We start from the raw sequence: 26485 nt of genomic DNA on the forward strand, positions 1-26485 counted from the left end.
TGCTGTATTGCTCGACGGACTGCCTCTGTCGTTGTGGCGCTCCCATGGAGAACCTGGCCCATAGCGCATCCCTCCATTCCGGCGATAAGAATGCACCATCAAACCCCGGGATCAAACATCCTAGAACTCCATCCTCATTATATCTTTCTATGTCTTTCGTTCCATTACTATGATTGAATTCAACGTTCTTCGCATCTCCAGAACCAAAATCAACGGTTCTTGTTGAATCCGATCCCCGGCTGATCTGAATCCAATGCCCGTCTTCTGGGTCGTGATAAAGACGCTCCGATGTTCCATCGGTTCGCTTAATGTCTGCGCTGATTAGATTGCCTCGTTCATCATTCACAAAGGTAGCCGACGAATGTTGATCCCTCAGGACTGTTGATGTCTCCTTTGAAATGGCATCGTATTGGACAAATTGGTCGCTCCCATCTGGAAATATGGTGTGGCATGTCCAACCAGACGGAGTTTGCACCGTTACTGTTTTCGCCCCATTGCTATAAGTCGTCGTGGTCGTAATTAAGTTCGGGGTGCTGCTATTGCCAAGGGTTTCAGAATTAGTGACGCTGGATACGACCACAGCAGTGACGGGAATCGGACTCCCTTCGCCGCCCTCAACAATCGGACTTGGCGCCCTATCACCTGGTGTACCGCCCGAGGGGGCACCACCGACTACTACAGAGGTGCCGACCTGGCTGCTCGTTCCAGGGGTCACAATCGAGCCGCCATTGCCGATGTAGCAATAGGAAATGGCTTTGCCTTTAGATTCCCACCAATCAAGCCATGCGCTGAGTGAGTCCTGTGCCATATTCGCCCCCAATCTGATCGGCGTACAGCCGAGGTTTGGGGTATTCCGAGCAGATTTTTCGTGCGGAGGTAACTACTGGGACGAAGGGTTTTTAGGATTTTTTAGTATCTAAATGTCTCATAAATATACGAAAAGCTTCATCCTTCCCGTACGAATCGCAACTCATGATAGTCATTGCCGGAGCGGCATGCGGCTACGGGCGTCCGGCGTTAGACTTCACGATCCCGTTGCACCAAAAATCGCGCTGACCTTGCGATATGTTTCCTGAAAATGCTCCAGCAGCACCTTCGCACTCGGAAGCCCCGCCACCGTTGCAAGGCGCTTGAGGATCACGGGCAGCACCGTTTCCGCGTCGAATTTTCCCTCGATGGTGAGGCGCTGCCATTGGAAGATGTCGCTGAACAATCGGTGCGCCTCGATAAGTGCCCTTGCGTCATCGTCATCAAGCAAGCCTGCAGTCTGAGCCCTCGCGAATGTGTCTTCAACCGGGAGTCCGACGAGAAGCGGGTGTGCATTCGCATGAGACAGCACGAATCCCTGCGCCAAAAAATCGAGATCGGTGAGGCCGCCGCGGGCGAGCTTCAGGTCCCAGGGATCGCTGTCGCCCTTCTCCTGCGCGATCAGTTCGCGCATGGCGCGCACCTCCTTGAACACCTTTTTCGGATCGCGCTTGGCGGTGAGGATGTTCTTTACAGCTTCGGAGACTTCAGTGCCGAAATCCTCGTCGCCGGCCAGGATGCGGGCGCGGGTGAGCGCCATATGCTCCCAGAGATCGGCTTCGGTCTTCTGGTAATTCACGAAGCCCTTGAACTGCGACGCGACAGGGCCCTTGCCGCCTTGCGGGCGCAGGCGCAGATCGACTTCGTAGAGCAGGCCGCGCCGCGTCGGCACCGTGAGCGCCGAGACCAGACGCTGCGTGAGACGCGTGTAATAGACCACCGCATCGAGGCTGCGCGGGCCGTTGCTGTCGCGCATGTCTTCGTCGAAATCGTAGATCACCACGAGATCGAGATCGGAGCCTGCCGTCAGCTCGCGGCTGCCCAGCCGGCCGAGACCGAGGATGGCGATACGTGAACCCGGCACGGTGCCGTGCTCGGCCTCGAAGGCGCGGCGCACTTCATCGAAGGAGGCGCGGATGACGGCGCGTGCGATGGCCGCGTAGGCCTCTCCTGCCTGCGCGGATGAAAGCACGTCGGACAGGAGCCGCGCGCCCGTGACGAAGCGCATCTGGCGCGTCGCATCGCGAACGCGATCCAGAAAATCCTCGAAATCGCGCGGCGGACCGATGAGCTGCCTCATCTGTTCTTCAATAATCTCGTCGTCGGTGGTGGGGGTACCGAAGGCGGGATCGATGAGCGCGTCGAGCACATGCGGCGATTGCGCGACCGTGTCGGCAAGGCGCGGCGCGGTGCCGAGAAGATCGGCGAAGAGAAGCCGCAGGCGGTCATGCGATTGCAGGATGGTGAGAAGCTCGACGGCAGCCGGCATGCGGCCGAAAGCACGGTCGAGGGCGGCAAGCGCGCCGTCAGGATCGGCGGTGCCGCCGAGGGCCGAAAGCAATGCCGGCGTGAGTTCGGTGAGCACCTCGCGGGCGCGGGCGCTCTGGATCGCAGGACGGCGGCCGAAATGCCAGCCGCGCACGGTTTCCGCCACGCGCTCGGGCTCGTGAAAGCCGAGGCGACGGAGCGTTGCGAGAGTTTCCGGATCGTCGGTGGTGCCGGTGAAGACGAGGCTGCCGACATCGGAAGCAAGCTCAGGCCCCTCCTCGAACAGCAGCGCATAATGCCCCTGCACGATCTTCGCCTGATCCGTGAGGGCCTTGGAGAAGGCTTTGAGCGTGGGATAGCCGCAGAATTTGGCGAAGCGCTTCAATTGCTCCTCATCCGAAGGCAGGCGCTGCGTCTGCTCGTCCGCCACCATCTGCAGCCGGTGCTCGATGGTGCGCAGGAAACGATAGGCGTCGGAGAGTTCGTCTCGTGCCTTGTCGGTGATCCAGCCTTCGACGTGGAGGCTTTTGAGCATGTCGAGGGTGCGACGTCCGCGCAAATTGGGACGGCGCCCGCCAAAGACGAGCTGCTGCGTCTGCACGAAGAATTCGATCTCGCGAATACCGCCGCGTCCGAGCTTGATGTCGTGGCCGGCGACCGCGATCTGGTCGTGTCCGCGAACGGCATGAATCTGCCGCTTCATGGCGTGCACATCGGCGATGGACGCGAAATCGAAATATTTGCGCCAGATGAAGGGACGCAGCTCGTTCAGAAAATTCTCACCGAGCGCGAGATCTCCAGCCACCGGCCTTGCCTTGATGAGCGCCGCGCGCTCCCAGTTCTGGCCGACGGTTTCGTAATAGACATAAGCCGAAGCCAGCGACACCGCCGTCGGTGTGGAACCCGGGTCCGGGCGCAGGCGATAATCGACGCGATGCACGTAACCGTCGGCGGTACGCTCCTGCAGGAGCTTGGCGAGCTGTTGCGCGATGCGCGTATAGACCGTGGCCGCCTCGTAGGGGTCTTTCAGCGCCGTCGTCTCGGGATCGAAGAAGATGACGAGGTCGATGTCGCTCGAATAATTGAGCTCGCCTGCCCCGTGCTTGCCGAGCGCCAGCACCGTGAAGCCGGAGCCCTCGCCAGGAGAGTCGGGATTCTGCAGCTTAATACGACCAAGATCCGCGGTCTCTGTCAGAACCAGGTTCACGCCGCCGGCGACGGAGGCATCGGCGAAGTCGGACAAAGCCTGCGTGACTTCTTCCGTGCTCCAGAGGCCGCCGACATCGGCGAGAGCAACGAGAAGCGCATGGGCATTGCGATTCTGACGGAATGCGCGCGCGGCCTCGTCGCGCGTGATCGCGCCTGAACGCAGTTCGCGGAAAAGACCGGACTGGCTCTCGATGATGGCGCGATGCGCCTCCTCCGGCGGCTCGAAGGCGAGCCTTGCCATCCGGGCCGGATCGTTGACGACGAGCTGCCAAAGAAAGGGGGAATGGTCGGCCAGGGCCAGGAGGAGATCGCGAAACAATCCGCTTTCGAGAGGACCTGAGAGGATCTTTGCCTCAGGTTCCTCGCGCATGCGCTTGACGAAATCCGCCAGTTGCGCCTTCGCGCGCCTGGTATCCGCAACAGGCGGAGCTTTCGTGAGGCGGCTGAAAAGGGAGTTCGTCTGGTCCGGCACGGCCAATCCATCGGGTATTTGCGGGCGCCTTGAGTGTTCACGCCGGAGAGCCGGAGGCAATCGAAAAGTGCCGTTATGATCCCAACTTTAGTTTTCAGGCCGCAGACTGGAGCGGGGATTGCGGCAGTTCGACGGCCTTCAGCGGCAAAGCCAGGACGACCCGCAATCCGGGCCCGTTGTCTTCCAGCCGCAAGGTTCCGCCATGGAGCCGGGCCACGGCGGCGGCCAGGCTGAGGCCGAGGCCGAAGCCAGGACGCGAACGAGCCATTTCCAGGCGTACGAAGCGCTCCAGCACGCGGCTGCGCTCCGCTTCCGGAATGCCGGGGCCGCAATCGGCCACCACGATCCTGATCTCGCCGTCGCTCCGATGAGCGGAAACACTGATCGCCTGCGGTTGCTCGCCGGTTGCAGCACCGTATTTCAAGGCATTGTCCAGAAGGTTCGCCATGGCCTGCCCCAACAGTTCACGGCTGCCGTGGATGGGCAGGTCGTCCTCGACAGCAACCTCGAGCGACACGCCCGCCTCTTCCGCGAGAGCCTCGTAGAGTTCGGCTACGTCGCGCACCGCCTCGGCAGCATCGAAATCCGCCAGACCTTCGCGGGCATTGCCGGCCTCCAGGCGCGCGATCATGAGGAGAGCATTGAAGATGCGGATGAGATTGTCGCTCTCCTCGATGGTGGCTTCGAGAGCGGATTTCAGCTCGTCGGGCGTGCTCGCAGTGCGCAGGGCTTCGTCCGCCTTGTTGCGCAGGCGCGTCAGCGGTGTCTTCAGGTCGTGGGCGATATTGTCGGAAACCTCCTGCATGCCGCGCATCAGTTCGCCGATGCGGTCGAGCATGTCGTTGAGGTTCTTGGCGAGACGATCAAGCTCATCGCCGGTTCCGGCGATCTTCAATCGCCCTCCCAGATCACCCGTCATGATGTGGCGCGTGATCTCGGTCATGTCGTCGACACGTTTCAAGACGCGCCGCGTAATGAACCAGCCACCGACGCAACCGAGCACGACGATGAAGAGCAGCGAATAGCCGAAGGCGCGATAGATGACCTCCTGCAGGCGCCTGCGCTCCTCGATGTCACGTCCGACGAGGAGCCTAAACCCGCCGGGGAGAAGATAGACGCGCACGATGGCCATGTCGGGCCGCGCCTCCGTTTCATCCGTGCGGTTGTAGAGCGTCTCGAACTGACCCGTGCGGCCGATCACGCCGGGCGGCAGCGCTCCCACATTGCCGGCAACCCGCTCTCCCGCTTCCGTCGTGACGAGGTAGAGCATGGCGCCCGGTGCACGTGAGCGACGTTCGACGATGTTCACGAGCCGGCGCAGACCGCCAAACCTGTATTGCTCTGACAGGCTGTTGATCTCGGTCTCGATGGTCGACACGAACTGATCGGTCAGCAGCCGTTGGGCGTTCCAGGCAACATAGCCCAAGCCCACGAAGGCGAAGATGGTGAAGATGAGCAGGTAGGCAAAAGACAGCTTGAAAGCGGTCGTCCGGACGAGCTTGCCGAGCGCACTCATGGAAGCGTTCATGGCTTCACGCTCATTCCTCGTCGCCCTCCGCACCGACGCGCACCATGTAACCCGCGCCCCGGATGGTGTGAATCAACGGCTTGTCGAACCCCTTGTCGATCTTGGCGCGCAGCCGCGAGACGTGAACGTCGATGACGTTGGTCTGGGGATCGAAGTGGTAATCCCACACATGCTCGAGCAGCATGGTTCGGGTGACCACCTGATTGGCGTTTTTCATCAAATATTCGAGCAGCCTGAACTCGCGCGGCTGCAGCACGATCTCGTGGCCGGAGCGCGTCACACGGTGCGACAGGCGGTCGAGTTCCAGATCGGCGATGCGATAGACCGTCGACTCCGCGCTGGGGGCCGATGCCCGGCGGCGCGAGAGCACCTCGACACGCGCGAGAAGCTCGGAGAAGGCATAAGGCTTGGGGAGATAATCGTCGCCGCCAGCGCGCAGGCCCTTCACGCGATCGTCGACCTGACCGAGGGCGGAGAGAATCAGGACCGGCGTTTCGACCCGCTGCTCGCGCAAGGAACGGATCAGAGAGAGGCCATCGAGCTTGGGCAGCATGCGGTCGACCACGAGCACATCGTAATCCCCCTCCTCGGCCATGGCATAGCCATCGAGCCCATCGGCAGCGTGATCCGCCATATGGCCCGCTTCGCGAAATGCCTTGACGAGGTAGGAGGCTGCCTCCTTGTCGTCCTCGATGATGAGAATCCGCATAAGCCCACTTGTAACGCAATGAAGGACCCGACGGCAGACCGGCCTTGGAGGGGGAAGAGGCCGGCCTGCCGTGGGCAGAAGACACCAGGTGTCAGGGGCAATCAACTATAAACCCTGGTGCCCTACTACCTTATGTGGATCAGACACCCTTCGGCTGGCTTCCGACCTCCAGGGTCACAGTCCGCTCCTTGCCCTCACGCCAAAGGGTGAGAGACAGGGACTTGCCCGGAGCGACATTGGCCACCTTGCGGGACAGATCCTTGGCCTCATTGATCGGCTGCCCGTCGACGGCGATGATCGTGTCGCCGGTGCGGACACCGGCCTTGGCCGCGGGACTGTCCTTGATGGCTTCAGCCACGAGGGCGCCCTTGGGCTCCTTGAGGCCGATGGCCTCGGCGATCTCCTTGGTCACCGGTTGCATCTGCACGCCGATGAAGCCGCGGGTCACAGAGCCCTTGTCCTTCAGGGACGCCACAACGTTCTCGACGGTGCTCGCCGGGATGGCAAACGCAATACCCACATTGCCTCCGGACGGCGAGAAGATCGCCGTGTTCACGCCCACGACCTCACCGGAGAGGTTGAAGGTCGGGCCGCCGGAATTGCCCTTGTTCACCGAAGCATCGATCTGGATGAAGTCGTCATAGGGACCGGCACCGATGTCGCGATGCTGGGCCGAGACGATGCCGGCCGTCACCGTGCCGCCGAGGCCGAAGGGGTTGCCGATGGCGACCACCCAGTCGCCGATCCGGGCCTTCTGGCCGGCGAAGCGAACGTAAGGAAAGTCCTTGCCTTCGACCTTCAGCAGGGCGAGGTCGGTCTTCTCGTCGGTGCCGATGACCTTGGCGTCGAGAGTCTTGCCGTCGTCCATGGTGACCTGCACCTCGGAGGCATTGTCGACCACATGGTTGTTGGTCACGACATAGCCGTCAGCCGAGATGAAGAAGCCAGAGCCGAGCGACTGGCCGAACGGGCGGGGACGCTCGCGACGCGGAGAGCGGTCGCCGCGCTCACCGGGCATCTGGTCGCGGAACTGGCGGAAGAAGCGCTCCATCGGGTGGCTGGGGGGCAGGTCGGGCATCGAGAACTGCGGGCCGTCCTCGTCGTCGTTTCGGTCGGCGACGTTCTGCACCTTGACCTTCACGGCCACGACGGCGGGCTTCACCCGGTCGATGACGTCGGCGAAGGACGGGGCGCCCTGAACCGGCTGCGCCATGGAGCGCAGTTCGGCATGGGCGGGATTGGGAGCAACTAGACCGCTCTCGACGGCGCCGCCCGCGATGATCGCGGCCACGGCCGCTGCGCCGAGCCACTTTGCGGTGCGCTTGCGGGCAGGAGTGGAAACCTTGTCCAACATGTCTTGTCTCTCCTCGAAGAACCTTTGGAAGAACCTTGCCGGTTCGTCATGGGAGCAAGATGGGGGTTCAAGCCTTACGGTACTCTCACCTCAAGATGAAATGTTGGTAAGGTTTCAGGATGAGCAGACCTGATAATCTGGCTCGTCATTCGTTCTGAGACTCAGACGCATCTTCCCTCCCCCTTGTGGGGAGGAGGGCTTAGCGGTGCGCAGCCTCTTAGAACGAGGTAAGAGGTCGACGAGCCAGGCTCCGAGGAGCGTCACTTGCTCCTGCGTGGCGACAATCTGATCTTCTTGCCTTTGAGCTTCGTCGACCTGATCGAAGCCAATTTCGCCCGGTCTCGGTTCGCACGCCCGGCAAGACGACGGGGTTCCTTGCGGCTCGCTCTGACGACACGCTGCTTGTCGTTATCCATCGCATCGTCGAGTGTCCTTTGCGGCGGAAGCGGGACGTTGCTGTGAGCCACGACGGTTCGGTTGATGCACTGCGTCACATAGGCCGCGCGCCGTTCGACAATGCGCCGGTAATCGTCAACTTCGATCTTCTTCTTCGGCGCAATGCGGCTTCTCGCCTCGATGCGGCAGGCCTCGCGTTTGGCGACGAGATTCTCACTCGCTCGCGATGCGAAAGGGAGGGCAAGAAGGATCAGACACAATCCACAGGCCGCAAGCTTCACGACCGTACCTTTCGCGCGGAATATCGGGAGATGTGAGTGCCCGATATCAGCCGCTTTTTAGCTTGGCACCGCGACAAAATGGCATGATCAACAGCAAGGATCGGAAATGCTTAACGAAAGGAATTCTGCCCATTTCGGCGCAGGTTATTCCGCTGCTCAATGTCCTTGTGCGGGTTGTGTTTCACTTGCTCCTGCTGCCCGCCTTCAAGCGCCCTCGTCGCGCTTGAGCAGATCCTCAAGCGCCTTCTGTTCCTGCGCATCGAGCGCAGCGGCCGGCTGTGTGCGGCGTCTCATCGCGGCATAAGCGCCAATGCCGCCGAGGATCAGGACGAGAGCCGGCGTCAGCCAGAGCAGCAGGGTATGCGTTCCGAAGGTCGGCTTCAGCAGCACGAATTCGCCGTAGCGCTGCACGAGGAAGTTCTCCACTTCCTGGTTCGTGTCGCCGGCGACGAGGCGCTCGCGCACCAGAAGCCGCAAATCCTTGGCGAGCTGCGCATCGGAATCGTCGATGGACTGGTTCTGGCAGACGAGGCAGCGCAGTCCCGCCGAAATCTCGCGTGCGCGCTTTTCCAGAGCGGGATCCTTCAGCACCTCGTCCGGCTGCACCGCGAGGACTGGCCCGCCGAGCATGAAAGCTGCAATGAGGACGAAGATGAAGCGCATCGCCTACTCCGCGGGAACCGCGGCTGGCGGCGCCACCTTCGCACGGGCCGGAGCACCGATGCGCAGGCGCCGATCCGTCAGGGACAGGGCGCCACCTGCCGCCATCACGAGGGGGCCGATCCAGATCAGCAGAACCAGCGGCTTGTAATAGAGCCTCATGCCGACCGATCCGTCCGTCTGCACTTCACCGATGCTGGCATAGATCTGGCCGAGGCCCGTGGTCAGAATTCCTGCTTCGGTCGTCGGCATGCCGCGCGTCACGTAGAGCCGCTTCATGGTCTCGAGAGTCCCTAGTTCGCGACCGCCGCCGATGACTGTCAATACAGCGACATCTTCCCGATAATTGGCCTCGATGCGCGGGATGATCTGTTCAAGCCGAATTTCGTAGTCGCCGGCTTTGAGCCGCTCGCCCAGCTTCAGGCTGCCGATGGCCTCGACGCCCCATGCGGTCGCCGCGATGCCGATGACTGTGAGCCCGACGCCCGCATGGGCGATAGCCGTGCCCCAGGCCGAGCGCGGAAGGCCTCGCGCTTTCCGCCATACAACGGAGAGTGGCGTCCCCCTGGACCAGGAGCGCGCGACGATCTCGTTGAGCGAGCCGAGAACCAGATAGACGCCGAGGCCGACACCGAGCGGTGCAGCCACCGGCCCGCCGTGCTGGAACGCGAACATGGCGATGGCGGCCAGAAGCGAAATGCCGAACACGGCATAGAGACGCTGGGCCGCGCCGAGGAAGTTGCCGCGCTTCCAGGCCAACGTCTGACCGAGCGGCAGAAGCAGCAGCAGCGGCACGATCAGCGGCAGGAAGGTAAAGTTGAAGAACGGTGCACCCACCGAGATCTTCTCGCCCGTCAGCACCTCCAGGGCCAGCGGATAAAGCGTGCCGATGAACACGGTGGCGCAGGCAGTAGCGAGGAAAAGATTGTTGAGGACGAGCGCGCCCTCGCGGGAGACAGGCGCGAACAGGCCGCCCTGCTTGAGCATCGGCGCGCGCGACGCAAACAGCGTCAGCGATCCGCCGATGAACAAAATCAGGATGCCGAGAATGAACGTCCCGCGCTCCGGATCCACCGCGAAGGAGTGCACCGAGGTGAGCACGCCGGAGCGAACGAGAAAAGTGCCGAGGAGCGACAGGGAGAAGGTCAGGATGGCGAGAAGAATCGTCCAGACTTTGAGCGCATCACGCTTTTCCATCACGACGGTGGAATGCAGGAGCGCCGTGCCCGCGAGCCACGGCATGAGCGAGGCGTTCTCCACCGGATCCCAGAACCACCAGCCGCCCCAGCCGAGTTCGTAATAGGCCCAGTAGGAGCCCATGGCGATGCCCAGCGTCAGGAAAGCCCAAGCGCCGAGCGTCCAGGGTCGGACGATCCTGGCCCACACCGCATCGATGCGCCCGTCGATCAGGGCCGCGCAGGCAAAAGCGAAGGAGATCGAGAAACCGACATAGCCGATGTAGAGCAGCGGCGGATGAATCGCGAGGCCGGGATCCTGAAGGAGCGGATTGAGATCCTGTCCCTCCAGTTGCGCCGGAATGACGCGCGTGAAGGGATTCGACGTCGTGAGGATAAAGAGCAGGAAGGCGAGTGTGATCGAGGCCTGAACCGCGAGCGTGTTCGCCTGCAAGCGCATGGGGATGCTGTTGCGCGACAGCGCCACCACGCCGCCGAATAGGGCGAGGATCAGCACCCACAGCAGCATGGAGCCTTCATGGTTCCCCCATACACCGGAGATCTTGTAGATCAGGGGCTTCGCGGAGTGCGAGTTCTGCACGACGTTGAGCACCGAAAAATCGGAGTTCAGATAAGCGAAGGTCAGCGCAAGAAACGAGAATGCGATGCAGGCAAGCACAGCGAGCGCGCTTGCAGGAGCCACGGCCATCAGCACGGGATCGTTGGCGCGTGCACCCCAGAGCGGAACGACGAACTGGATCAGGGACAACCCAAGCGCCAGCGCGAGTGCAAAATGTCCGGCCTCGACCAACACGTGGGCTCTCCCTTCTTACTGCGTCTTGGGCGCAGCGCTCGCCTCGCCCATCCAGTGTCCCTGCTTCTTGAGCGTATCCGCCACCTCGCGAGGCATGTAATTCTCATCATGCTTGGCGAGAACGGAATCGGCCCGGAACACGCTGGAGCTGACGAGCACGCCCTCTGCCACGACCCCCTGCCCTTCGCGGAACAGGTCGGGCAGCAGGCCCTTGTAGTTTACCTGGATCGCGGCCTGCGCATCCATGACCTCGAAGGTGATCTGCTGATCGGAGCCACGCTGGACAGAGCCCTCCTTCACGAGACCGCCGAGGCGGATGCGCGTGCCGGGCTGTACGTTCTTCGCCTGGATGTCGGCCGGCGAGTTGAAGAACACGATCGTGTCGTTCATGGCGTAGAGCACGAGACCGAGCGCAACCGCGAGGACGCATCCTGCGACACCGATCAGGGACAAGCGGCGTTGTTTTCTCGTCATGGCTGGGCGTCGGTCAGTTTCAGTTCTTGCGCCATCGTATCGATGGTTTTCAATGCGGCGTCATCCTTCGCCAGCGCCTCCCGGGCTCGCTGGGCTGCAGCAATGGCTTTATCACGTTGGCCCAACACCGCATAGGAGCGCATCAGTCGCGCCCATTCCTCCGCCGTGCCTCCTTCAGCCTCCAGGCGGCTGGCGAGGCCGGCCACCATTCCGGCGATCGCCTCTGGCCCGATCTGTCCTCTGCCTTCCTGTTCCGCCGGTGTCGGAGGCGCGTCGAGGGAAGCGAGTTCCTGCTTCACGGCCTCGGCCCAGGGCGCATCGGCGGGTGACGAGGCGAGCAGATCCTTATAGGCCGCCTTGGCCTTTTCGATCTTGCCGTCCTGGGCCGCGGCGCGGGCGAGATAAAAGCGTGGCTTGGGAGAGGTCGGATCGAGCTTGACCGACTCCTCGAAAGCAGTCTGAGCCTCTGCCGAGACGAGCCCGTCCTTGGCCATCACCAGGACCTCGCCGTAATTCGCGAAGCGGTTGGCATCAGGCACCTGATGGCGGATCGCCGCTTCATAGGCCTTCACGGCATCGTCGATCCGACCCATGCGGAGATAGACCGGGGCGATCACCTCCCAGCCGCGGCCATCCTGCGGGTTCTTCGCCAAGTGGCTCTCGATCTGGGCCACTGCCTGCATGAGATCGATATTACCGGCCTGTTGCGGCATCTGCGCGCTCGGCGCTTGGGTCAGGGATTGCGGCGAGCCATAGATCTCGTAGGTCGCAAGCGCGAGGATCGGGATGATCGACAGGGCGAGGGTCGAGGCGGCGCGGCGGCGGCGCAGGGCCGGCTCTCCGACGGCCGCAAAAGACTCGCCATGCATGCCGGTCGCCCGCAGGAGACGCCGCCCGGCCTCGGCCTTGGCGGCTTCGGCCTCGCTGGCCAAGAGTACGCCGCGCGCCTGGTCCCGCTCGATCTCGGCGATCTGCTCACGGTAGAATTGCGTGTCCGGATCCACCTGCCTCGCCACGGCATAGTGGCGCGACAACGGCCATAGCACCGCCATCACGGCCGCTGCCGTCATTGCCAGGAGGATTACCCAGATCACCATAAAGTCCTATTTACTGCGTGTCCTCCTCAAGCACGACGGTGGCACGGTGTCACGCGTAAATATCCTTACGGCGACCCCCTATCCCCGGGGAGTTCGAGGATGGCCCGCAGCCCGCCCATGGGGGAGGCATCAAGCATCAAGGAGCCCCGGTAGAGGGCAGCGAGATCGCTGACGATGGACAGGCCAAGGCCGGAGCCGGGCTTCGTCTCGTCGAGGCGGCGGCCGCGCTTGAGCACCTCCTCTCGCGCTGCCTCCGGCAGACCCGGACCGTCATCGTCGATGAGCAGGCGGAAGCGCGACCTGTCGTCCTCACGCACGATCTCGACCGCCACCTCGACCTTGTGCGCAGCCCATTTGGCCGCATTGTCGATTAGGTTGCCGGCCATCTCCTCCAGGTCCTGCTTCTCACCGCGGAACCGCAGATTCGGCGGAATGGCCAGCTCGACTTCCAGATCCTTGTCGCGATAGATCTTGGCGAAGGTGCGGGCGAGGCCCGCGATGACGGGCTCGGCCTCCGTCAGCGTTCCGAGCGTCCCGGCAAGCGCCGCTGCGCGGGCCCGGTCGAGATAGTAATTGACCTGATCGCGCATCGTCGTCGCCTGCTCGCGGACTTTGGCGGCAACCTCCTCAGGGGCATTTTCCGCTTCGTTCATGATGATGCTGAGCGGCGTCTTGAGCGCGTGAGCGAGATTGCCGACCTGGGTACGGGCGCGCTCCAGGATCTCACGGTTGGTGTCGAGGAGGAGGTTCAATTCGCTGGCGAGCGGAGAGATGTCCCTGGGATATTCGCCCGCAATCCGCTCCGCCTCCCCTCGCCGAATGGCGCCGAGCGCGCTGCGAAGATTGGACAGGGGCCGCAGGCCGAAGCGGATCTGCAGGAGCGTGGTGAAACCCAGGGCCAGACCGAGAAGCGCGAAGGTGACGGTCAGCGCGAAGATGAAATCCCGCACGGCCACCTCGATCTCGTCGGCCGGTCCCGCAACACGGATGATGTAACGTCCGTCTTCGCCGAGATCGATATCTCGTTCGATGATGCGCAAATTGCGATCGTCCGGCGCTTTCCCGTATCCGCGACGGATCTGGCCGAAGCGGTTGTCGCCGGAGGCGAGGTTCGGCAATTGCCCACCGAACAGCGATTTCGAGGAACGGATCTCGCCCGCCGCCGCATTGGGCCGCGCCACCTGCCAATACCAGCCGGACAGGGGCAGCTCGAAGCGCGGATCGCCGATGGGACCGAGATCCCGATCCGGATCGCCCGGGCCGACCAGATTGGAGGCGAGCGTATTGGCGTAGACGAGGAGGCGCTGGTCGAACGCGCGCTCCGTGTTGTCACGATAGAGCGTCGAGAGGATAAGCCCTGCAATCAGCAGGATCACGAAGCTCCAGAAGACGGAAGAAACCGCAAGGCGGACCGCGATGGGCCGGCTGGCGAAACGTTTGACGAACGATGGCAGACGGGTCACGTCTTCGTCTGGCCCGTGTCAAGGAGGTAACCCAGGCCTCGAACCGTCTGGATGATGTCGACGCCGAGCTTCTTGCGAAGCCTGCCGATGAAGACCTCGATAGTGTTCGAATCCCGGTCGAAATCCTGATCGTAGAGATGCTCCGTCAGCTCGCCGCGCGAGACGATGCGGCCCGTGTGGTGCATGAGATAAGACAGGAGCCGGTATTCATGGGAGGTGAGCTTCACCGGATTGCCGTCGACGGCGACGCGGCCGGAACGGGTATCGAGCTTCACGGGGCCGCAGGCAATCTCGCTCGTGGCGTGACCGGTCGAGCGGCGCAGCAGAGCGCGAACGCGGGCGAGAAGCTCTTCCATATGGAAGGGTTTCGTAACGTAATCATCGGCGCCGGCATCGAAGCCCTGAACCTTGTCGCTCCAGCGGTCGCGGGCCGTGAGAATGATGACGGGGGTCTTGCGTCCTTCGCGGCGCCAAGCCGTCAGGACGGAAACGCCGTCGACCTTCGGCAAGCCGAGATCGAGGATGATGGCATCGTAGGGCTCGGTCTCGCCAAGAAACTGCCCTTCCTCGCCGTCCATGGCGGTATCCACCGCGTAGCCTGCCTGTTCAAGGGCAGTCACGATCTGCTTATTGAGGGTTCTGTCATCCTCGACAACGAGTAGGCGCACGGTTCGAGCTTTCTCCAGAGCATCGGACCCAAAGTGGAAGGCACTTTTGGGATCAATCCGATGTTTAATCCCTTAAGCGGCGCATCGTTCGGTGCGAAACCGGAGGTCCGCGTCAGCGAAAACCGGGTCCACTTTTCGCACGATGCGCTAGTGGACCGATTTCACACGCCCGGAAGAGCCGTCGATCATCACTTGCACGATGCGACCATCCTTTTGCAAGACCATGATCACATAGACAAGATTGTCGCTGTTGCGGCAGAGGCTGGCCCGGACCACGTCCGCCCCCGGGACCTGACGCCGTGCCGTCATCACGGCCGAGGCCGGCGCGACAACACCCTTGGAGGCGACCGCCTCCTGCATTTCGCGAGGAGGCAGGCAATTTTTCAGGGCCGTCGCCGCGCTTTGCGCGGACGCTGCCCCTGTGATTCCCCACAACGCTATGACCAACCAAACCAGACGCATGAAACGACCATGCCCTTGCCGCAATGAACGAATTCTGAATTTATCTAGAGCCGGTTATACGAGTGTGAACGGCCGGCCGAGCTACGGTCCTCCGAGGCAGTTCAGTTGCCGCAATCCGCTGCGCGCTTGAGAAAAAAGGCTTTCTCGCGCTCATTGCGGCTGAGGGCGGCCGCATGCTCGAATTGGGGCCGCGCTTCCGCGAGACGCCCCGCGCGGTAGAGGAAATCGCCTTTTGCCGCCGGCAGGGGAGCATAGCCGCGCAGGATCTCCGAGCGTTCGAGATCGCCAATGAGCGCAAGGCCCGCCTCGGGACCAAAGGCCATGCTGTGGGCCACAGCGCGGTTGAGATCGACCACCGGCGACGGCATGACGTCGCGGAGCGTGTCGTAGAGCGCGGCGATCCTCGTCCAGTCCGTCTCCTCCGCCTTGCGCGCCCTCGCATGGCAGGCGGCGAGCGTCGCCTGCAGGGCATAGATGCCCTTGGCGCCGCCCAGCGCTTCGGCGCGCTCCAGGGCCGCAAGCCCCCGGTGGATCAGGAGCTGGTCCCAACGGGCACGGTTCTGTTCAGTCAGGGGAATGGGCGAGCCGTCCGGCGCGGTGCGGGCCGCCATGCGCGAGGCCTGGATTTCCATTAGCGCTAGGAGGCCGAAGACCTCGGGCTCGTCGGGCATGAGGCCGGCGAGAATGCGGCCCAGACGCTGGGCTTCCGCGCACAGGGCCGGTCGGACCAGATCCTCGCCGGCGGTGGCCGCGTAACCCTCGTTGAAGATCAGATAGATGACCTCCAGCACCGAGGCGAGGCGCTCGTCCCGTTCCGATCCACGCGGCACCTCATAGGTCAGGCCGGCCTTGCTCAGCGTCTTCTTGGCTCTAACGATACGCTGGGCAATGGTCGCTTCACTGGCAAGGAAGGCGCGGGCGATTTCGTCCGTCGTCAGTCCGCCGATCAGCCGCAGGGTCAGGGCCGCACGCGCTTCCGGCGAGAGCACCGGATGGCAGGCGGTGAAGATCAGGCTCAGCAGCTCATCGCCGATATCGTCATCGAGAGCCGCCTCGATGGCCTCGACACCCCCGTCATGCTCGCTCTCGAGATCCCGGCCGATTTCGGCGTGCTTGCGCGCTAGCATCCTGTCGCGCCGGATCCCGTCGAGTGCCCGACGTTTGGCCACGGCCATCAGCCAGGCGCCGGGGTTTTGGGGAACCCCGGTCTTCGGCCATTCCGACAGAGCCGTCACGAGCGCCTCCTGAGCGAGCTCTTCGGCCATGCCCACGTCCCGCACCATGCGAGCCAAGCCCGCGATGAGCCTGGCCTGCTCGATACGGAAGATTGTCTCAATCGCTCGGTGGGTTTCCGTCGCCGTCATGAACCCCGCTTAAAAGGAAAGCGGGGCGGACGGCAAGCCACGATGGCAACGGAAGCAACAGCAGGATCTTAACGGCCAGCCAGCTTCTCGCTTGTCCTGTCGAGCAGTTCGGCGACTTCCGGGGTCATGACCTCGCCGAAATCGGCCATTTCGTAGACCGGTCGGATTTCGATCTCGCTCGGACCGGGCATCGGATTCGGGCAGCGCTTCACCCACTCGACTGCCTCGGCCATGTCCTTGACCTCCCAGAACCAATAGCCGGCCACGAGTTCGCGGGTCTCGGCGAACGGCCCGTCGATGACGGTGCGGCTCGGGCCATCGAAGGCGATGCGCTTGCCCTGAGATGACGGTTTCAGCCCCTCGCCAGCCAGCATGATGCCCGCATTGACCAGCTGTTCGTTGTATTTGCCCATGGCTTCGAGGAGCTCGTTCGTAGGCAGTATGCCCGCTTCGCTATCCTTCGTCGCCTTCACCATGACCATCACGCGCATCGTCTTTTCTCCTCTGATTGAAGGAAGCCCATGGGGGTTCCTGTCCATACGACGAACGAGCATCGGCAGAATCGACAGCCTGAGCGAAATTTTTTCCAAAATTTTTCATGATGGGCTGAAGCTGGCCGGGCGGCGCGAGGTTAGTTCAGAATCTGTTTCGTGGCCAGGATCCGGAAAACAGTCGAGGCAATGAAACTGCCGGCGGCAATGAGCTGAACGAGCACCTCTTCGAAAGCGCCCGTAACAAGAGCCGAGCTGTCCAAGCCGAACAGGCCGAGAACGAGGGCAGCAAGCCCGACCAGGTTGGCCCAGATCGTACGGCTGGCGAGGATGGTCTTAGTATCGAACATATCAAACAGTCCTTGAAGACGAGGATGGAAGGGATGCGAGCCGGAGAGCCTCCTGCTCGACGGCGAGAACACGCCTGCGCCAACCGAGACCGAAGACGGGCCAGGTGGCGAGACGGCCGAGAAAGCCGAGACGGGCTTTCGTGAGTCGGCGGATGGTCTCCGGGACATCGGCCTCGCGGGCCGCGCCCAGCGTGATCGGCCCGACGATCCCGTCCGCCTCGACTCCGAGCGCCGTCTGTAGCATCTTCACGGCTCGTGTTGGGCCGGAATTGACCGCAAGATCGAAGACAGCAAGGTCGAGCCCCGGCGGAAGCTCATCGGCGCGTACCGCATCCCAATAGAGCTGCCGGTAAATGGCGATCGCCTCCTTTCGCGATATGCGACGGACATCGTTGATGGACGCCGGGCGTTTTTTCGCCCGGGCGAGCGTTTCACGGGTGATGCCGAATTTGGTCGCCCCACCCGGATCGCGGGGATGCTGAACGAAGCCGCCCTCATGCTTCAGCACATGCTCGACGGCTTGTTCGAAACGCGTTGGAGAAGCTTTCATGCGCGATCCTCACAGTTCCGCCTGCAGGGCGATGAAGGCCAGATTGCCCAGATAGAGGTTACCGACGGCTCCGGACACACCGCTGAACGAGGAACTGGCCTGGAATCTCAGAGCGACGCAGGACGGGCTGGCTGCTGACACTGTCGTCACCGTCAAATTTCCTGAAAGGGCCGACCACGAGGCGCCGCTGTTATTATGAAAGCCGATCTGATTGCCGGTCGGAGATCCATTCGACCAACTGAATCCACTGGTCGTCAACACCGGATCGGCTCTCATCGGCACCGGCAGGATACAGGGGACATCGATGTTGTTGCCTGCAACGCGCTGTCCAAGCGCACCCAGGATCGCAGGTGTTCCACCACTGACCGAAAGCCGCTGATAATAACGCCGACAGCGGAGCTCCTCGACGTCAAACGGAACGCCCACCCATGGCGTTGCATGGGCTCCAACCTCCAGCTTCGCGCGCTTGAAGGAACATGGGCCGGAAAGCTGGAGCCGCACGGTGATGTTGTCTGTCTCGGCTCCATCGAGCGTTACGCTGGCCGAGCGGCGGCCGGAGCCAGCGGGAATCGTGGCCGTCGTTGAGCCGATCACAACCGGCAATGGCTCCGAGGGATCGTCGACGGAGAGGGTCAGAGTAGCACCAGCGAAACTGGTCGTGCCGATCTCGGCGGCGGCCTGAGCCACATCGATCACTGCTCGAGAGCACCGGAAAGCGTGATGGTCCCGTCTGCTGCGAGGGTAAGCGTACAGCCACCCGGGCCCCCTTTCCAGCGATCGAACCCATAGATGCCTGCATCCAGCACCCCACCCGAGAATTTGCGCTGGTTCACGAGAAAGGCGGAGTTGATCAGGAGATTCGGCCTCGGCACATCGGCAAGACCGCAAGGAAAGGATGCAACACCCGTGCGGCGATCGACCAGCAGCGCGTCGCGCCATTGGCTTCCGTCGGCCGAGACGCGGATGCTGAAATCGTCGCTGCCGATCAATCCCGTTTCCGCGCGCCCGCTGAATCCGCGCTGATAGAGCTGCGAGAGAACATTGGCCTCGGTGCCCTTGTTGAGCATAAGGCGCAAGTCGCCCGTACCTCCCTCCTCCGTCGCCAATGCGGCGAACAGGACCGCATTGAGCTTCGCCGACAAGCGGTTGAGATCATCGGCCGTTGTGCCGATCCCGAGCCGCTGCAGGTTATGGATCTGTTCGGGAACCGAACTGGGTATCTTCCACTCATCGCCGTCGAAGATGACGAGTAGGTCTTCAGCCTCCACATAGGCGATCCATCCGGGACGTGGCGTGAAGAACCGCCAGATCCCAAGGTCGAACAGGGCAATGTTTCCCTCCTGATTGGCGAAGACGCCTGTCGCCCCCGCGCCGACGAGAAAGCGGTCGCCTTCCGCGGGCGAGGCAGGCGGCGCGGTTCGATCACGCTCCTTAACGGCCAATTGCACGAGTGCATCGAGGGAGGCGAGAGCCTCATTGTGGGTGACATGCTTTTGTGCCTGCGCCGCTGCAAGCAGCGGCAGGGAAAGATGAGGTGTCGATGACATCGGATGAGGTGCTCCGGCAAGGGATCGAAAAATTGGTAGTGAGCCTCTCACGTCATCACCGGCCTTGTGCCGGTGATCTCGATTGGAAGAGCGCAGCGTTTCAAACAATCGGGATGGCCGGGACAGGCCCGGCCATGACGCGTTAAAAGATGCATTCACTGTCATTCCGGGGCCGCGCAGCGGAGCCCGGAATCCATAAACACAACGTTTCAGGAAGGGACGAGCCGCGTCATGCTTCGTTCTGCAGCGTCGGCGGTTATGGATTCCGGGCTCGCCTTCGGCGCCCCGGAATGACAGTGGGGTGTCATCCGAAACGTAAGTGAGGGCAAAAATGATGCGTGGATCAGCGAACGGCAATCGTCGCGTGGCGTTCGAAGCCGCGCCCGGCCACGGCGCTCATCTGCACGATGCGAAGGCTGAGCGCGGACTGAAGCGCACCGAAATCGGCGGTCTCCTCGGCGTTGCCGTAGAGAACTGAGGCTTGCGTGCCCGTGAGCGTCCTCACGACCACATTGTCTCTAAGGATGTCGATCTCATAACGCTCCGCATCCTCGGCCAAGGGAACGTCGAGGGCTTCCCATCCATCGCCGTTGCGGCGCGTGCGGCGCAGCCAGGCGATACGAATGCCGCCGGCTTCACGATGGGCGGTCACGTGAACGGGACTCAATGGCTTGAGAGCATCCCGCCCGACCGTCGCGACAATCTCCGTGACAGATGAATCGGCGTGATCCCGGCCCGCGGGACCGATCCTGTAGCGCCAGGTCCCTCCTAGATCCTGCAGGCTCGTGGCGAGAGGCGCGACGGCCTCGTCGAGTTTGACCAGCAAGGCCCCGGCAGGCACCGTGCGGCTCGCTTCGGTCTCGGATCCGGCAAGGCCGCGCAGGAAGCGCGACAGACGATAGGTCCGCTCGCCGATCATCTCGGCATGCGCCGCAGAAAAGATTTCCCACCGCCCATCCACCCCCTGCAGCGCGAACAGGTTTCGGCCGCCAAGGGTTGTCTCGTCATCGATGCTGCTCAATGCGCCGGACGAAATCTCCACGTCGAGAACCGCACGCGGATCCCAACGCCAGAGAGGCCCCGGCACGAGCGTCGTCTTCGTGCGCCCGATCACGGCGGGCAGATCGAGAATGCGATAGGGCGTGAAGCTCGCGCCGTTGCCCGAGCGCCAGATCGTCATGGCGCCCGGCCAGGGATCCGCGGCGACCGCGAGATATTGCAGAGGCGCAGGGTCGCCGAGACTTGCCGGCAGATCGAGCACGATGGCGACGGGCTTGCCGGGTATTGGCGGCGGACGTTTGACCGGCCTTGGAATCGAGGAGCCCGGCCGCTCGAAGACGGCAGGCTCCACTGCGCGGGTGCTGATCTTGCGCGTCGGTCCCTCAGTGATGCGGGTGATGCGATGAAGTTTTGGCCCGGCATCGGTCGGAAGAGCAATCACATCTCCGGGCTCCAGCTCCATCCGCCTAGGCGACAGCTCGAATTCGGCGCCTTCCCGTCCCGCCCACAGGCCCTGCAGCCAGGTATCGGCAAGGCGCTGCGCCTCCGCGCGGCGGGTGACGACGGCGCTGTCCGCCCTCGTCTCGCGGCGGCTCGATCCGGAGAGACGGCGCGAGGCCACGGCGGCGCGGCGGTAATCCGTGTCGCCTTCCGTAAAGCCGATCTCCACCTGCTGCGGCAGTTCGGTCTCCTGAGCGCGGGTGAGCTTGAGCGACGGCTCCTTGTCACCGAGCACGAGATCGTCCTTCGCAAGATGCACGATGGCCCGACCACCGCGCCCCTGCCACGCGATGCCGCCGCCGCGCGCAACCGCATCGATGCCGAAGAGGCGCAGCAGCGGCTCGATCGCGCCACGCACCGACATGGGTCGGTCGATCACATAGCCGTCCACGAAGCCGTCGACGGGAATGACGCCCGGATCGGCGAAGCCGTAGTCTCTCAGAATGCGCGCCAACAGGCGGTCGAGGGTCGCTCCCTCGATCCGCCCGGTAATCCAATGACCAGTCTCCCAGTTGGGGCCGTCCGACCACACAGTGTCGAAGTCGGGAAAGGCCGGAAATGGCCTTGCATCCCAGGCCCAGAGGAAGACGTTGTCCGAGTCGACCATACGCCCGCCATAGGAAGACGACGGTGGATTGTACTCTGCCGAGAAGCCTCGCTGAGCAGCATCGAAGCGCGAGAGAATGGCTTCCAGCGTGCGCGCCTGGATGAGATCGTCGCGCACGCCGCGCGAAAACGGCGGATAGGCCGATTCCGAGGATTTCGGATCGGGAAACACGTTCGGACCGTTGGGTCCCTTGTTGACGGCGGGTACACCGATTTCGGTGAGCCAGATCGGTTTCGACTGTGCCTGCCAGGACGTCGATCCGATTTCGACGCCGTTCACGCGCTCCACATGCCGGTTCGACCACCAGGAGACGAGATCCTTCGCGCGGAAGATCCACGGCTTGTCATAGGCGCCATCGGTAATGGGCCGGCGTGTCTGCGCCGTCCGCTCGGACGAATTCGCATAGTACCAGTCGAACGCCTCGCCGCTTCCCAGCCGCGTGCGCAAGTAAACCACATCGTAGATGCTGCGGGCCGCGGAGAGATCCGCATGGCCTGGACCGTCGCGCCAATCCGAGATCGGCGGGTAGTAATCGATACCGACCGCATCGATGTTCTCGCTTGCAAAGAGCGGGTCGAGAGGAAAGCGAACCTCGTCGCCGCCGTCGAGAACATGGGCGCCATATTCAGTCCAGTCCGCGGCATAGACGATCTTCGTGGACGAGCGCAGGATATCGCGCACCTGCCCCGCCAGCGCCCTCAACCGCATGACGGCGGGATAGACACCCGATGCGGAGCGCACGCGCGTGAGGCCGACAAGCTCGCTCCCCAGGATGAAGCCATGTACGCCACCGGCTTCTTCGGCCAGATTCGCATAATGCAGGACGAGGCGGTTGAAGCCCGCGCTGCGCGTGAACCATTGATCGATCTGCGTCTCAGCCGCATTCGTCCCGTCGGGCGAGCCACTCCTCCCCGGCGCAGGATGGCAGGTGATGCGCCCGCGCCAGGGGTAAGTCGCTTGGCCCGTCCCGCCATAGGGGTCCGGAAGAGTATTCCCGATAGGCACATCCATCATCACGAAGGGATAGAGCACCACCTCCAGCCCGCGTGCCTTCAGATTCTTGATCAGCCGGATCACGGATTCGTCTGAGGGCGTTCCGCCATAGGCCGGTGAGCCGTTGACGAGGGTAACCGCTTGCGCATCCTCGCGCATCAGGCCCGCGACGGACCATGTGGCGCCGTCATTGGTCTTGGTCTTTACATCCACCCGCGGCTCGATGAGGCAGGAGCCGGCGCGTAGATCGTCGCCGAACCAGCTTGCCACCAGCGACACGCGCTTGAGGTTTGGACAGAGAGCCTGCAGGGCATCGAGAGAAGCGACGGCATCGCTGTCGCGCTGCATCTGGTGGCGGTTCTCCGGCCGCGTCTTGCCGAGATCGAGCACCTGCGTCACGGGCAGCGTGTCGTAGCCGAACTCGCTCGCTCCGGGAATGAGACAGACAGCCCGGATCATGCGGTTGAGGCCATCGACGGGACGCACGACCTCGAAGGAGAATTGCGGCACGCGATTGCCGAAATCCGTCAGCGGCAGGCGCTCGAACACCACATAAGCCAAGCCGCGATAGGCTGGCGCGTATTGAGCGCCCTCCTTCGCGACGATCAGCGGATCGGGATCTTGAGTCTCACTGCCCGCATGCACGCGCATGGTGATGGTGCTGAGATCGAGCTCGCGCCCATCGGCCCAGACGCGACGGATGAAGGCGATACGCCCCTCGCACAATCCCACCGCGAGATTGGCGAAATAGGAATAGGTGGTCGAGACCGTCTTCGGCCCGCTCATGCCCTTGCCACCCTGGCTCGAGCGATCGACATTCGTGTTCACCACCTCTTCGAGCCTCGTCGCCCAGATGAGTTGGCCGCCGATGCGCGCGCGGCCGTAAACGCGCGGGATCGGAGCGCCTTCCGTGGAGGTGAGCCCGTCGATGTCCTTGAGGCGTGGGCCTTCGACATATTTGGTGTCCCCGCCACCGAAAAGTGCGTTGTCGATGGCTGCGCCCGCAAGCCCTCCCAGCGCCCGCCCAGCCATGGCGCCGATGGGTCCGCCGATCATGCCGCCGACCGCGGCACCGACGGTTTGAAGAACGATTGTGGCCATCAGTTTCTGTCCGGAAAGCGAAAGGCATAGGCGAGGTGTCGCCGCCACCAGGGGTGAAACGCGACCTCGGCCACCGACGCGCCGTCATGGGCGTGAATCATGGTCTGGGCCGAGGTCGCAATCGCGCAGTGCTTGGCGGGCATGGTCATGCGCCAGCGGAAGAGCAGGACGTCGCCCGCCGCGAACTCATCGCACGCGATCTCGACAAGATGTTTTCGCGCGGCCGCAACCAGCGTATCGGCCCCGGCCTCGGCCCAGTCAGGCGAGTATGGCGGCGGCAATTCAGGTTCTTCGCCCATGACGCCGCGCCAGACACCGCGCAGCAGCCCGAGACAATCGCAGCCGATGCCTTTGAGCGAGGCCTGATGACGGTAAGGCGTTCCGATCCAGGAACGGGCTTCGGTGAGGATGAGGTTTGTATCGGGCATGGCGTTGGTCATGAAAACGGTGCGGGACTTCCCTCCCCCTTGCGGGGAGGGATTGAGGGTGGGGGTCGGAAAGTCGGAGCGCTGTGCTCCATCCAGAGGGCACTGAGGCTGCTACCGCCTCACCTCTCCCCGGTGGGGAGGGGTCGAGCGCAGCGAGGGGGAGGGGGAGAGCGTTCTCCAGAAAGGGCGTAACCCCTCACCCGCCGCGCTGACGCGCGTCGACCTCTCCCTCAAGGAGAGGTGAACCAGCGTCCCGCTGGTCTCGGGGCTCACCCAGCCGAACCACCCCCACCCCTGCCCCTCCCCGCAAGGGGGAGGGGAAACTCGTGTCTCACCTGAAAAAGCTGCCGCCGTCCAGGCCCGGCTCGCCCTGCTGCGGCATGCGGATGATGAAGTCGTTGCCGGGCATGTGCGGGAAGCCGCGGAAGTTGACAGCGTTCTTGAACTTCGCCCGGCAGGTCGCATGGGTCTTGTTGCAGCCGGCCGTGACGCGAAACGTATCGCCGATCTTGATGGCTTGCGGCGCGCGCTGCCACAGATCGAACTCGTCCGTGTCGCTGATCGCACGATGTACCTTGATCTCGACGGACAGACCGGCATTGTCGCCGCTCATCCAGGTGAGTTGGCCTGCTGTGCACCATCCGTCCGAGAAGCCGATGCCGGAGCCCGCGATGGTCAGCGCTCCATCCGTTCCGGTGACGGTGCCCGTGTCGGAATAGGTGGACGAGGAAAGATTGATGCCGCAGCGCTCGTCGCCGAGATCCGCCGAGCAGGTGGCGCGGAACAGGCGCCCGCGCTCCTCGTCGAAGCGGTGCATGAGCCCCCTCACCTCCGCAACGAAGCCGCCATCCGCGCGGCGGATCTCGCCGATGGACCCGATATCGAGAAGCAGACGCTCCTCCAGATTGCTCCAGTTGACGAGCCAGGTCTCGACGCTCGCATCGTCATAGAGCCCTGAGGAGATATCGTCCTCGGTGAGCCCCGCGGAAACGAGCGCGCCCGACACTTCGCCACCGCCAACCGCGAAGCCGAGTTCGGCCGTGACCTCCGCCGCCTCGAGCCCGGTTCGAGCCGCAAAGATAGTACCGCCGAAAGAAAGATCGCGGTCGTGATCGGTGAAGCCGAAGGTCGCGCCGTCGCGCCGGATGAGCTTCCAGCAATGACAAAGCGTCGTCGCCCCGTCAGATAGATGGGTGGCGAGGTTTTGAGGAATGGTGCGCATGATTACAGCCTTAAATATGACGCAGAACACCCGTGCGCCTCCACTGTCATCCCCGCGAAGGCGGGGATCCATAACCACGACAGCAGAGAAAAAGCGTAGCGGCTGCCGTTCCACGTGTTCTGCATCGTCAGCGGTTATGGATCCCGGGCTCCGCTACGCGGCCCCGGGATGACAGCGATGCGGCTTAAGGAACGATCTCGATCAGCGGGATCTGCGGAATGCCGCCGGCATCGAAGGTGGAGAGGTCGATGTCGAGTTCGTCGGTGTCGAAGCGCACCGGCACGTCGAAGGCGAAACCCGCCGTGATGACGGCGCCTGCGGGCGGCGCGGCGGCAAAGGTCACGAGGCCCGTCGCGGGATCGCAGTTGAAGCCGGAGCCGACGCTCTGCTCGATTCCGTTGACTGCCACCCGCACCGTTCCACCGACAGGCTTGGCGATGGAGCGGCTATAGGGCGCAAAGGACGAGCCATAGGCTTTCACCAGCGGAAAGCTCACGCTTTGTCCGTTGCCGGTGCCGATGCGCTGGTCCAGCGGCGTCGGGTCCTTCGAGGGCGGGCCGGAGCGCCAATCGGTGCGGTCGCGGAAGCGGAAGCCGTGGAGCCGACCGCGACGCTCCTCGAAGAAAGCGATCACCGCGTGCAGCGCATCGACGGTTCTGACGCCTAAGCCTGCATCGTAGCGGCGCCGGGATCCGGCCCAGCGGCTGTTGCGGTGCTCTCGGCCGGAGGACAGCGTGACGATATCGGTCCGCCGCACGGGCCCGCCTCGGCTGCCGAGGCTGACATCGAGCGGAAAGCGAACCTCGTGAAAATCGGAGGCCATGATCCGTCCTTTTGGAATGTGAAACGAAAGAAAGAGGGTGGCGTTGACCCTGGAAAGGCCCCACCAAGGAGACGGCAGGCGATGAGCAACGCTCCCAACGACCTTGCGGAAGACTTCCCCGACAAGCGCGACCGGATCCATCAGCTCAAGACGAGCAACAACCACTTCGCGCGGCTCTACGACGAGTACGACGAGCTGAACCGCACCATCCACCGGATCGAAACCCGGGTGGAGCCGAAGCCCGAGGAAGTCGAGGAAGAGCTCAAACGCCGCCGCCTGCAGATCAAGGACGAGATCATGGCGATGCTCGACGGTGCGGGCGGCTGATCCTAGATGTTTAGTCCCGGCATTTGGTGGAGCGGGTCGAGCCTGAAGCGTTGCGGCTCGCTTGTAAAGATCTTGCAGATGTACTCGTAGGGGGTGAGGCCGCGCAGGGTCTTGAGCCGGCGGGC

Annotated in this window: 24 protein-coding genes and 1 pseudogene; 1 reads left to right on the forward strand and 24 read right to left on the reverse strand. The window is 63.1% G+C overall.

Features of this window, described 5'->3' with window-relative positions:
• The 23 genes from ACS5Q1_RS34630 to ACS5Q1_RS34740 all read right to left on the reverse strand — a co-directional run.
• The coding region (locus ACS5Q1_RS34630) for a hypothetical protein (RefSeq protein ID WP_473102485.1) at positions 1 to 808 on the reverse strand (808 nt) is incomplete at its 3' end.
• A gap of 216 nt (positions 809 to 1024) precedes the next feature.
• A complete protein-coding gene (locus ACS5Q1_RS34635) occupies positions 1025 to 3976 on the reverse strand; it encodes a bifunctional [glutamine synthetase] adenylyltransferase/[glutamine synthetase]-adenylyl-L-tyrosine phosphorylase (RefSeq protein WP_473102486.1) in 2952 nt (983 codons plus the stop codon).
• A 94-nt stretch (positions 3977 to 4070) separates the two neighbouring features.
• Positions 4071 to 5504 (reverse strand): HAMP domain-containing sensor histidine kinase, encoded by a 1434-nt coding sequence (locus ACS5Q1_RS34640; RefSeq protein WP_473102487.1) that lies wholly within the window; start codon positions 5502 to 5504, stop codon positions 4071 to 4073.
• Positions 5505 to 5514: 10 nt separating this feature from the next.
• Positions 5515 to 6213 (reverse strand): winged helix-turn-helix domain-containing protein, encoded by a 699-nt coding sequence (locus ACS5Q1_RS34645; protein ID WP_203440397.1) that lies wholly within the window; start codon positions 6211 to 6213, stop codon positions 5515 to 5517.
• Between the two features lie 139 nt (positions 6214 to 6352).
• Positions 6353 to 7567, reverse strand: coding sequence for a S1C family serine protease (locus tag ACS5Q1_RS34650; protein WP_473102488.1), 1215 nt, complete (start codon positions 7565 to 7567; stop codon positions 6353 to 6355).
• A 260-nt stretch (positions 7568 to 7827) separates the two neighbouring features.
• Positions 7828 to 8244: a hypothetical protein gene (locus tag ACS5Q1_RS34655; RefSeq protein ID WP_473102489.1), complete on the reverse strand. Its 417-nt coding sequence runs from the start codon at positions 8242 to 8244 to the stop codon at positions 7828 to 7830.
• A gap of 204 nt (positions 8245 to 8448) precedes the next feature.
• Positions 8449 to 8907, reverse strand: coding sequence for a cytochrome c-type biogenesis protein (locus tag ACS5Q1_RS34660; RefSeq protein ID WP_473102490.1), 459 nt, complete (start codon positions 8905 to 8907; stop codon positions 8449 to 8451).
• A gap of 3 nt (positions 8908 to 8910) precedes the next feature.
• A complete protein-coding gene (locus tag ACS5Q1_RS34665) occupies positions 8911 to 10893 on the reverse strand; it encodes a heme lyase CcmF/NrfE family subunit (RefSeq protein ID WP_473102491.1) in 1983 nt (660 codons plus the stop codon).
• Between the two features lie 15 nt (positions 10894 to 10908).
• Positions 10909 to 11367 carry a cytochrome c maturation protein CcmE gene (gene ccmE, locus ACS5Q1_RS34670; protein ID WP_473102492.1) on the reverse strand — a complete coding sequence of 153 codons (459 nt, stop codon included), beginning with the start codon at positions 11365 to 11367 and terminating at the stop codon, positions 10909 to 10911.
• Positions 11364 to 12464, reverse strand: a complete 1101-nt coding sequence (ccmI, locus tag ACS5Q1_RS34675; RefSeq protein WP_473102493.1) for a c-type cytochrome biogenesis protein CcmI — start codon at positions 12462 to 12464, stop codon at positions 11364 to 11366. The genes ccmE and ccmI overlap by 4 nt, the downstream gene beginning before the upstream one ends.
• A gap of 65 nt (positions 12465 to 12529) precedes the next feature.
• Positions 12530 to 13927 (reverse strand): ATP-binding protein, encoded by a 1398-nt coding sequence (locus tag ACS5Q1_RS34680; RefSeq protein WP_473102494.1) that lies wholly within the window; start codon positions 13925 to 13927, stop codon positions 12530 to 12532.
• The gene (locus ACS5Q1_RS34685) at positions 13924 to 14595 is read right to left on the reverse strand and encodes a response regulator transcription factor (RefSeq protein ID WP_203440405.1); all 672 of its coding nucleotides are present in this window, start codon (positions 14593 to 14595) and stop codon (positions 13924 to 13926) included. The genes ACS5Q1_RS34680 and ACS5Q1_RS34685 overlap by 4 nt, the downstream gene beginning before the upstream one ends.
• A 147-nt stretch (positions 14596 to 14742) precedes the next feature.
• Complete coding sequence (locus ACS5Q1_RS34690; protein WP_473102495.1) at positions 14743 to 15057, reverse strand: PepSY domain-containing protein; 315 nt, start codon at positions 15055 to 15057, stop codon at positions 14743 to 14745.
• A 101-nt stretch (positions 15058 to 15158) separates the two neighbouring features.
• The gene (locus ACS5Q1_RS34695; protein WP_473102496.1) at positions 15159 to 16421 is read right to left on the reverse strand and encodes an RNA polymerase sigma factor; all 1263 of its coding nucleotides are present in this window, start codon (positions 16419 to 16421) and stop codon (positions 15159 to 15161) included.
• Between the two features lie 68 nt (positions 16422 to 16489).
• Positions 16490 to 16912: a YciI family protein gene (locus ACS5Q1_RS34700; RefSeq protein ID WP_473102497.1), complete on the reverse strand. Its 423-nt coding sequence runs from the start codon at positions 16910 to 16912 to the stop codon at positions 16490 to 16492.
• Between the two features lie 140 nt (positions 16913 to 17052).
• Entirely contained in the window at positions 17053 to 17262 is a 210-nt protein-coding gene (locus ACS5Q1_RS34705) for a hypothetical protein (protein WP_473102498.1), read from the reverse strand.
• 1 nt (position 17263) lies between these two features.
• Positions 17264 to 17812 (reverse strand): glycoside hydrolase family 108 protein, encoded by a 549-nt coding sequence (locus tag ACS5Q1_RS34710; RefSeq protein ID WP_473102499.1) that lies wholly within the window; start codon positions 17810 to 17812, stop codon positions 17264 to 17266.
• Between the two features lie 9 nt (positions 17813 to 17821).
• Positions 17822 to 18499 carry a hypothetical protein gene (locus ACS5Q1_RS34715; RefSeq protein ID WP_473102500.1) on the reverse strand — a complete coding sequence of 226 codons (678 nt, stop codon included), beginning with the start codon at positions 18497 to 18499 and terminating at the stop codon, positions 17822 to 17824.
• Between the two features lie 5 nt (positions 18500 to 18504).
• Positions 18505 to 19359, reverse strand: a complete 855-nt coding sequence (locus ACS5Q1_RS34720) for a DUF2793 domain-containing protein (RefSeq protein ID WP_473102501.1) — start codon at positions 19357 to 19359, stop codon at positions 18505 to 18507.
• 343 nt (positions 19360 to 19702) lie between these two features.
• The gene (locus ACS5Q1_RS34725) at positions 19703 to 23560 is read right to left on the reverse strand and encodes a baseplate multidomain protein megatron (RefSeq protein WP_473102502.1); all 3858 of its coding nucleotides are present in this window, start codon (positions 23558 to 23560) and stop codon (positions 19703 to 19705) included.
• Complete coding sequence (locus tag ACS5Q1_RS34730; protein ID WP_473102503.1) at positions 23560 to 23988, reverse strand: NlpC/P60 family protein; 429 nt, start codon at positions 23986 to 23988, stop codon at positions 23560 to 23562. The genes ACS5Q1_RS34725 and ACS5Q1_RS34730 overlap by 1 nt, the downstream gene beginning before the upstream one ends.
• A 331-nt stretch (positions 23989 to 24319) precedes the next feature.
• Positions 24320 to 25210, reverse strand: a complete 891-nt coding sequence (locus ACS5Q1_RS34735) for a DUF2163 domain-containing protein (protein ID WP_473102504.1) — start codon at positions 25208 to 25210, stop codon at positions 24320 to 24322.
• Positions 25211 to 25394: 184 nt separating this feature from the next.
• Positions 25395 to 26033 carry a phage distal tail protein, Rcc01695 family gene (locus tag ACS5Q1_RS34740; protein ID WP_473102505.1) on the reverse strand — a complete coding sequence of 213 codons (639 nt, stop codon included), beginning with the start codon at positions 26031 to 26033 and terminating at the stop codon, positions 25395 to 25397.
• Positions 26034 to 26114: 81 nt separating this feature from the next.
• Here ACS5Q1_RS34740 and ACS5Q1_RS34745 point away from each other — a divergent pair, with 81 nt between their 5' ends.
• Entirely contained in the window at positions 26115 to 26360 is a 246-nt protein-coding gene (locus tag ACS5Q1_RS34745; RefSeq protein ID WP_473102506.1) for a YdcH family protein, read from the forward strand.
• Between the two features lie 2 nt (positions 26361 to 26362).
• Here the strand turns inward: ACS5Q1_RS34745 and ACS5Q1_RS34750 are convergent.
• A pseudogene (locus ACS5Q1_RS34750) lies at positions 26363 to 26485 on the reverse strand (IS481 family transposase); the annotation flags it as partial.

It is taken from the genome of Microvirga sp. GN3 (genome assembly GCF_055792825.1).

What these genes read in the sequence shown, in the direction of transcription:
- ACS5Q1_RS34640 (WP_473102487.1), bottom strand. Translation starts at nt 5,504, where the DNA reads ATGAACGCTTCCATGAGTGCGCTCGGCAAGCTCGTCCGGACGACCGCT.
- ACS5Q1_RS34645 (WP_203440397.1), bottom strand. Translation starts at nt 6,213, where the DNA reads ATGCGGATTCTCATCATCGAGGACGACAAGGAGGCAGCCTCCTACCTC.
- ACS5Q1_RS34650 (WP_473102488.1), bottom strand. Translation starts at nt 7,567, where the DNA reads ATGTTGGACAAGGTTTCCACTCCTGCCCGCAAGCGCACCGCAAAGTGG.
- ACS5Q1_RS34660 (WP_473102490.1), bottom strand. Translation starts at nt 8,907, where the DNA reads ATGCGCTTCATCTTCGTCCTCATTGCAGCTTTCATGCTCGGCGGGCCA.
- ccmE (WP_473102492.1), bottom strand. Translation starts at nt 11,367, where the DNA reads ATGACGAGAAAACAACGCCGCTTGTCCCTGATCGGTGTCGCAGGATGC.
- ccmI (WP_473102493.1), bottom strand. Translation starts at nt 12,464, where the DNA reads ATGGTGATCTGGGTAATCCTCCTGGCAATGACGGCAGCGGCCGTGATG.
- ACS5Q1_RS34690 (WP_473102495.1), bottom strand. Translation starts at nt 15,057, where the DNA reads ATGCGTCTGGTTTGGTTGGTCATAGCGTTGTGGGGAATCACAGGGGCA.
- ACS5Q1_RS34695 (WP_473102496.1), bottom strand. Translation starts at nt 16,421, where the DNA reads ATGACGGCGACGGAAACCCACCGAGCGATTGAGACAATCTTCCGTATC.
- ACS5Q1_RS34700 (WP_473102497.1), bottom strand. Translation starts at nt 16,912, where the DNA reads ATGCGCGTGATGGTCATGGTGAAGGCGACGAAGGATAGCGAAGCGGGC.
- ACS5Q1_RS34705 (WP_473102498.1), bottom strand. Translation starts at nt 17,262, where the DNA reads ATGTTCGATACTAAGACCATCCTCGCCAGCCGTACGATCTGGGCCAAC.
- ACS5Q1_RS34710 (WP_473102499.1), bottom strand. Translation starts at nt 17,812, where the DNA reads ATGAAAGCTTCTCCAACGCGTTTCGAACAAGCCGTCGAGCATGTGCTG.
- ACS5Q1_RS34720 (WP_473102501.1), bottom strand. Translation starts at nt 19,359, where the DNA reads ATGTCATCGACACCTCATCTTTCCCTGCCGCTGCTTGCAGCGGCGCAG.
- ACS5Q1_RS34725 (WP_473102502.1), bottom strand. Translation starts at nt 23,560, where the DNA reads ATGGCCACAATCGTTCTTCAAACCGTCGGTGCCGCGGTCGGCGGCATG.
- ACS5Q1_RS34730 (WP_473102503.1), bottom strand. Translation starts at nt 23,988, where the DNA reads ATGCCCGATACAAACCTCATCCTCACCGAAGCCCGTTCCTGGATCGGA.
- ACS5Q1_RS34735 (WP_473102504.1), bottom strand. Translation starts at nt 25,210, where the DNA reads ATGCGCACCATTCCTCAAAACCTCGCCACCCATCTATCTGACGGGGCG.
- ACS5Q1_RS34740 (WP_473102505.1), bottom strand. Translation starts at nt 26,033, where the DNA reads ATGGCCTCCGATTTTCACGAGGTTCGCTTTCCGCTCGATGTCAGCCTC.
- ACS5Q1_RS34745 (WP_473102506.1), top strand. Translation starts at nt 26,115, where the DNA reads ATGAGCAACGCTCCCAACGACCTTGCGGAAGACTTCCCCGACAAGCGC.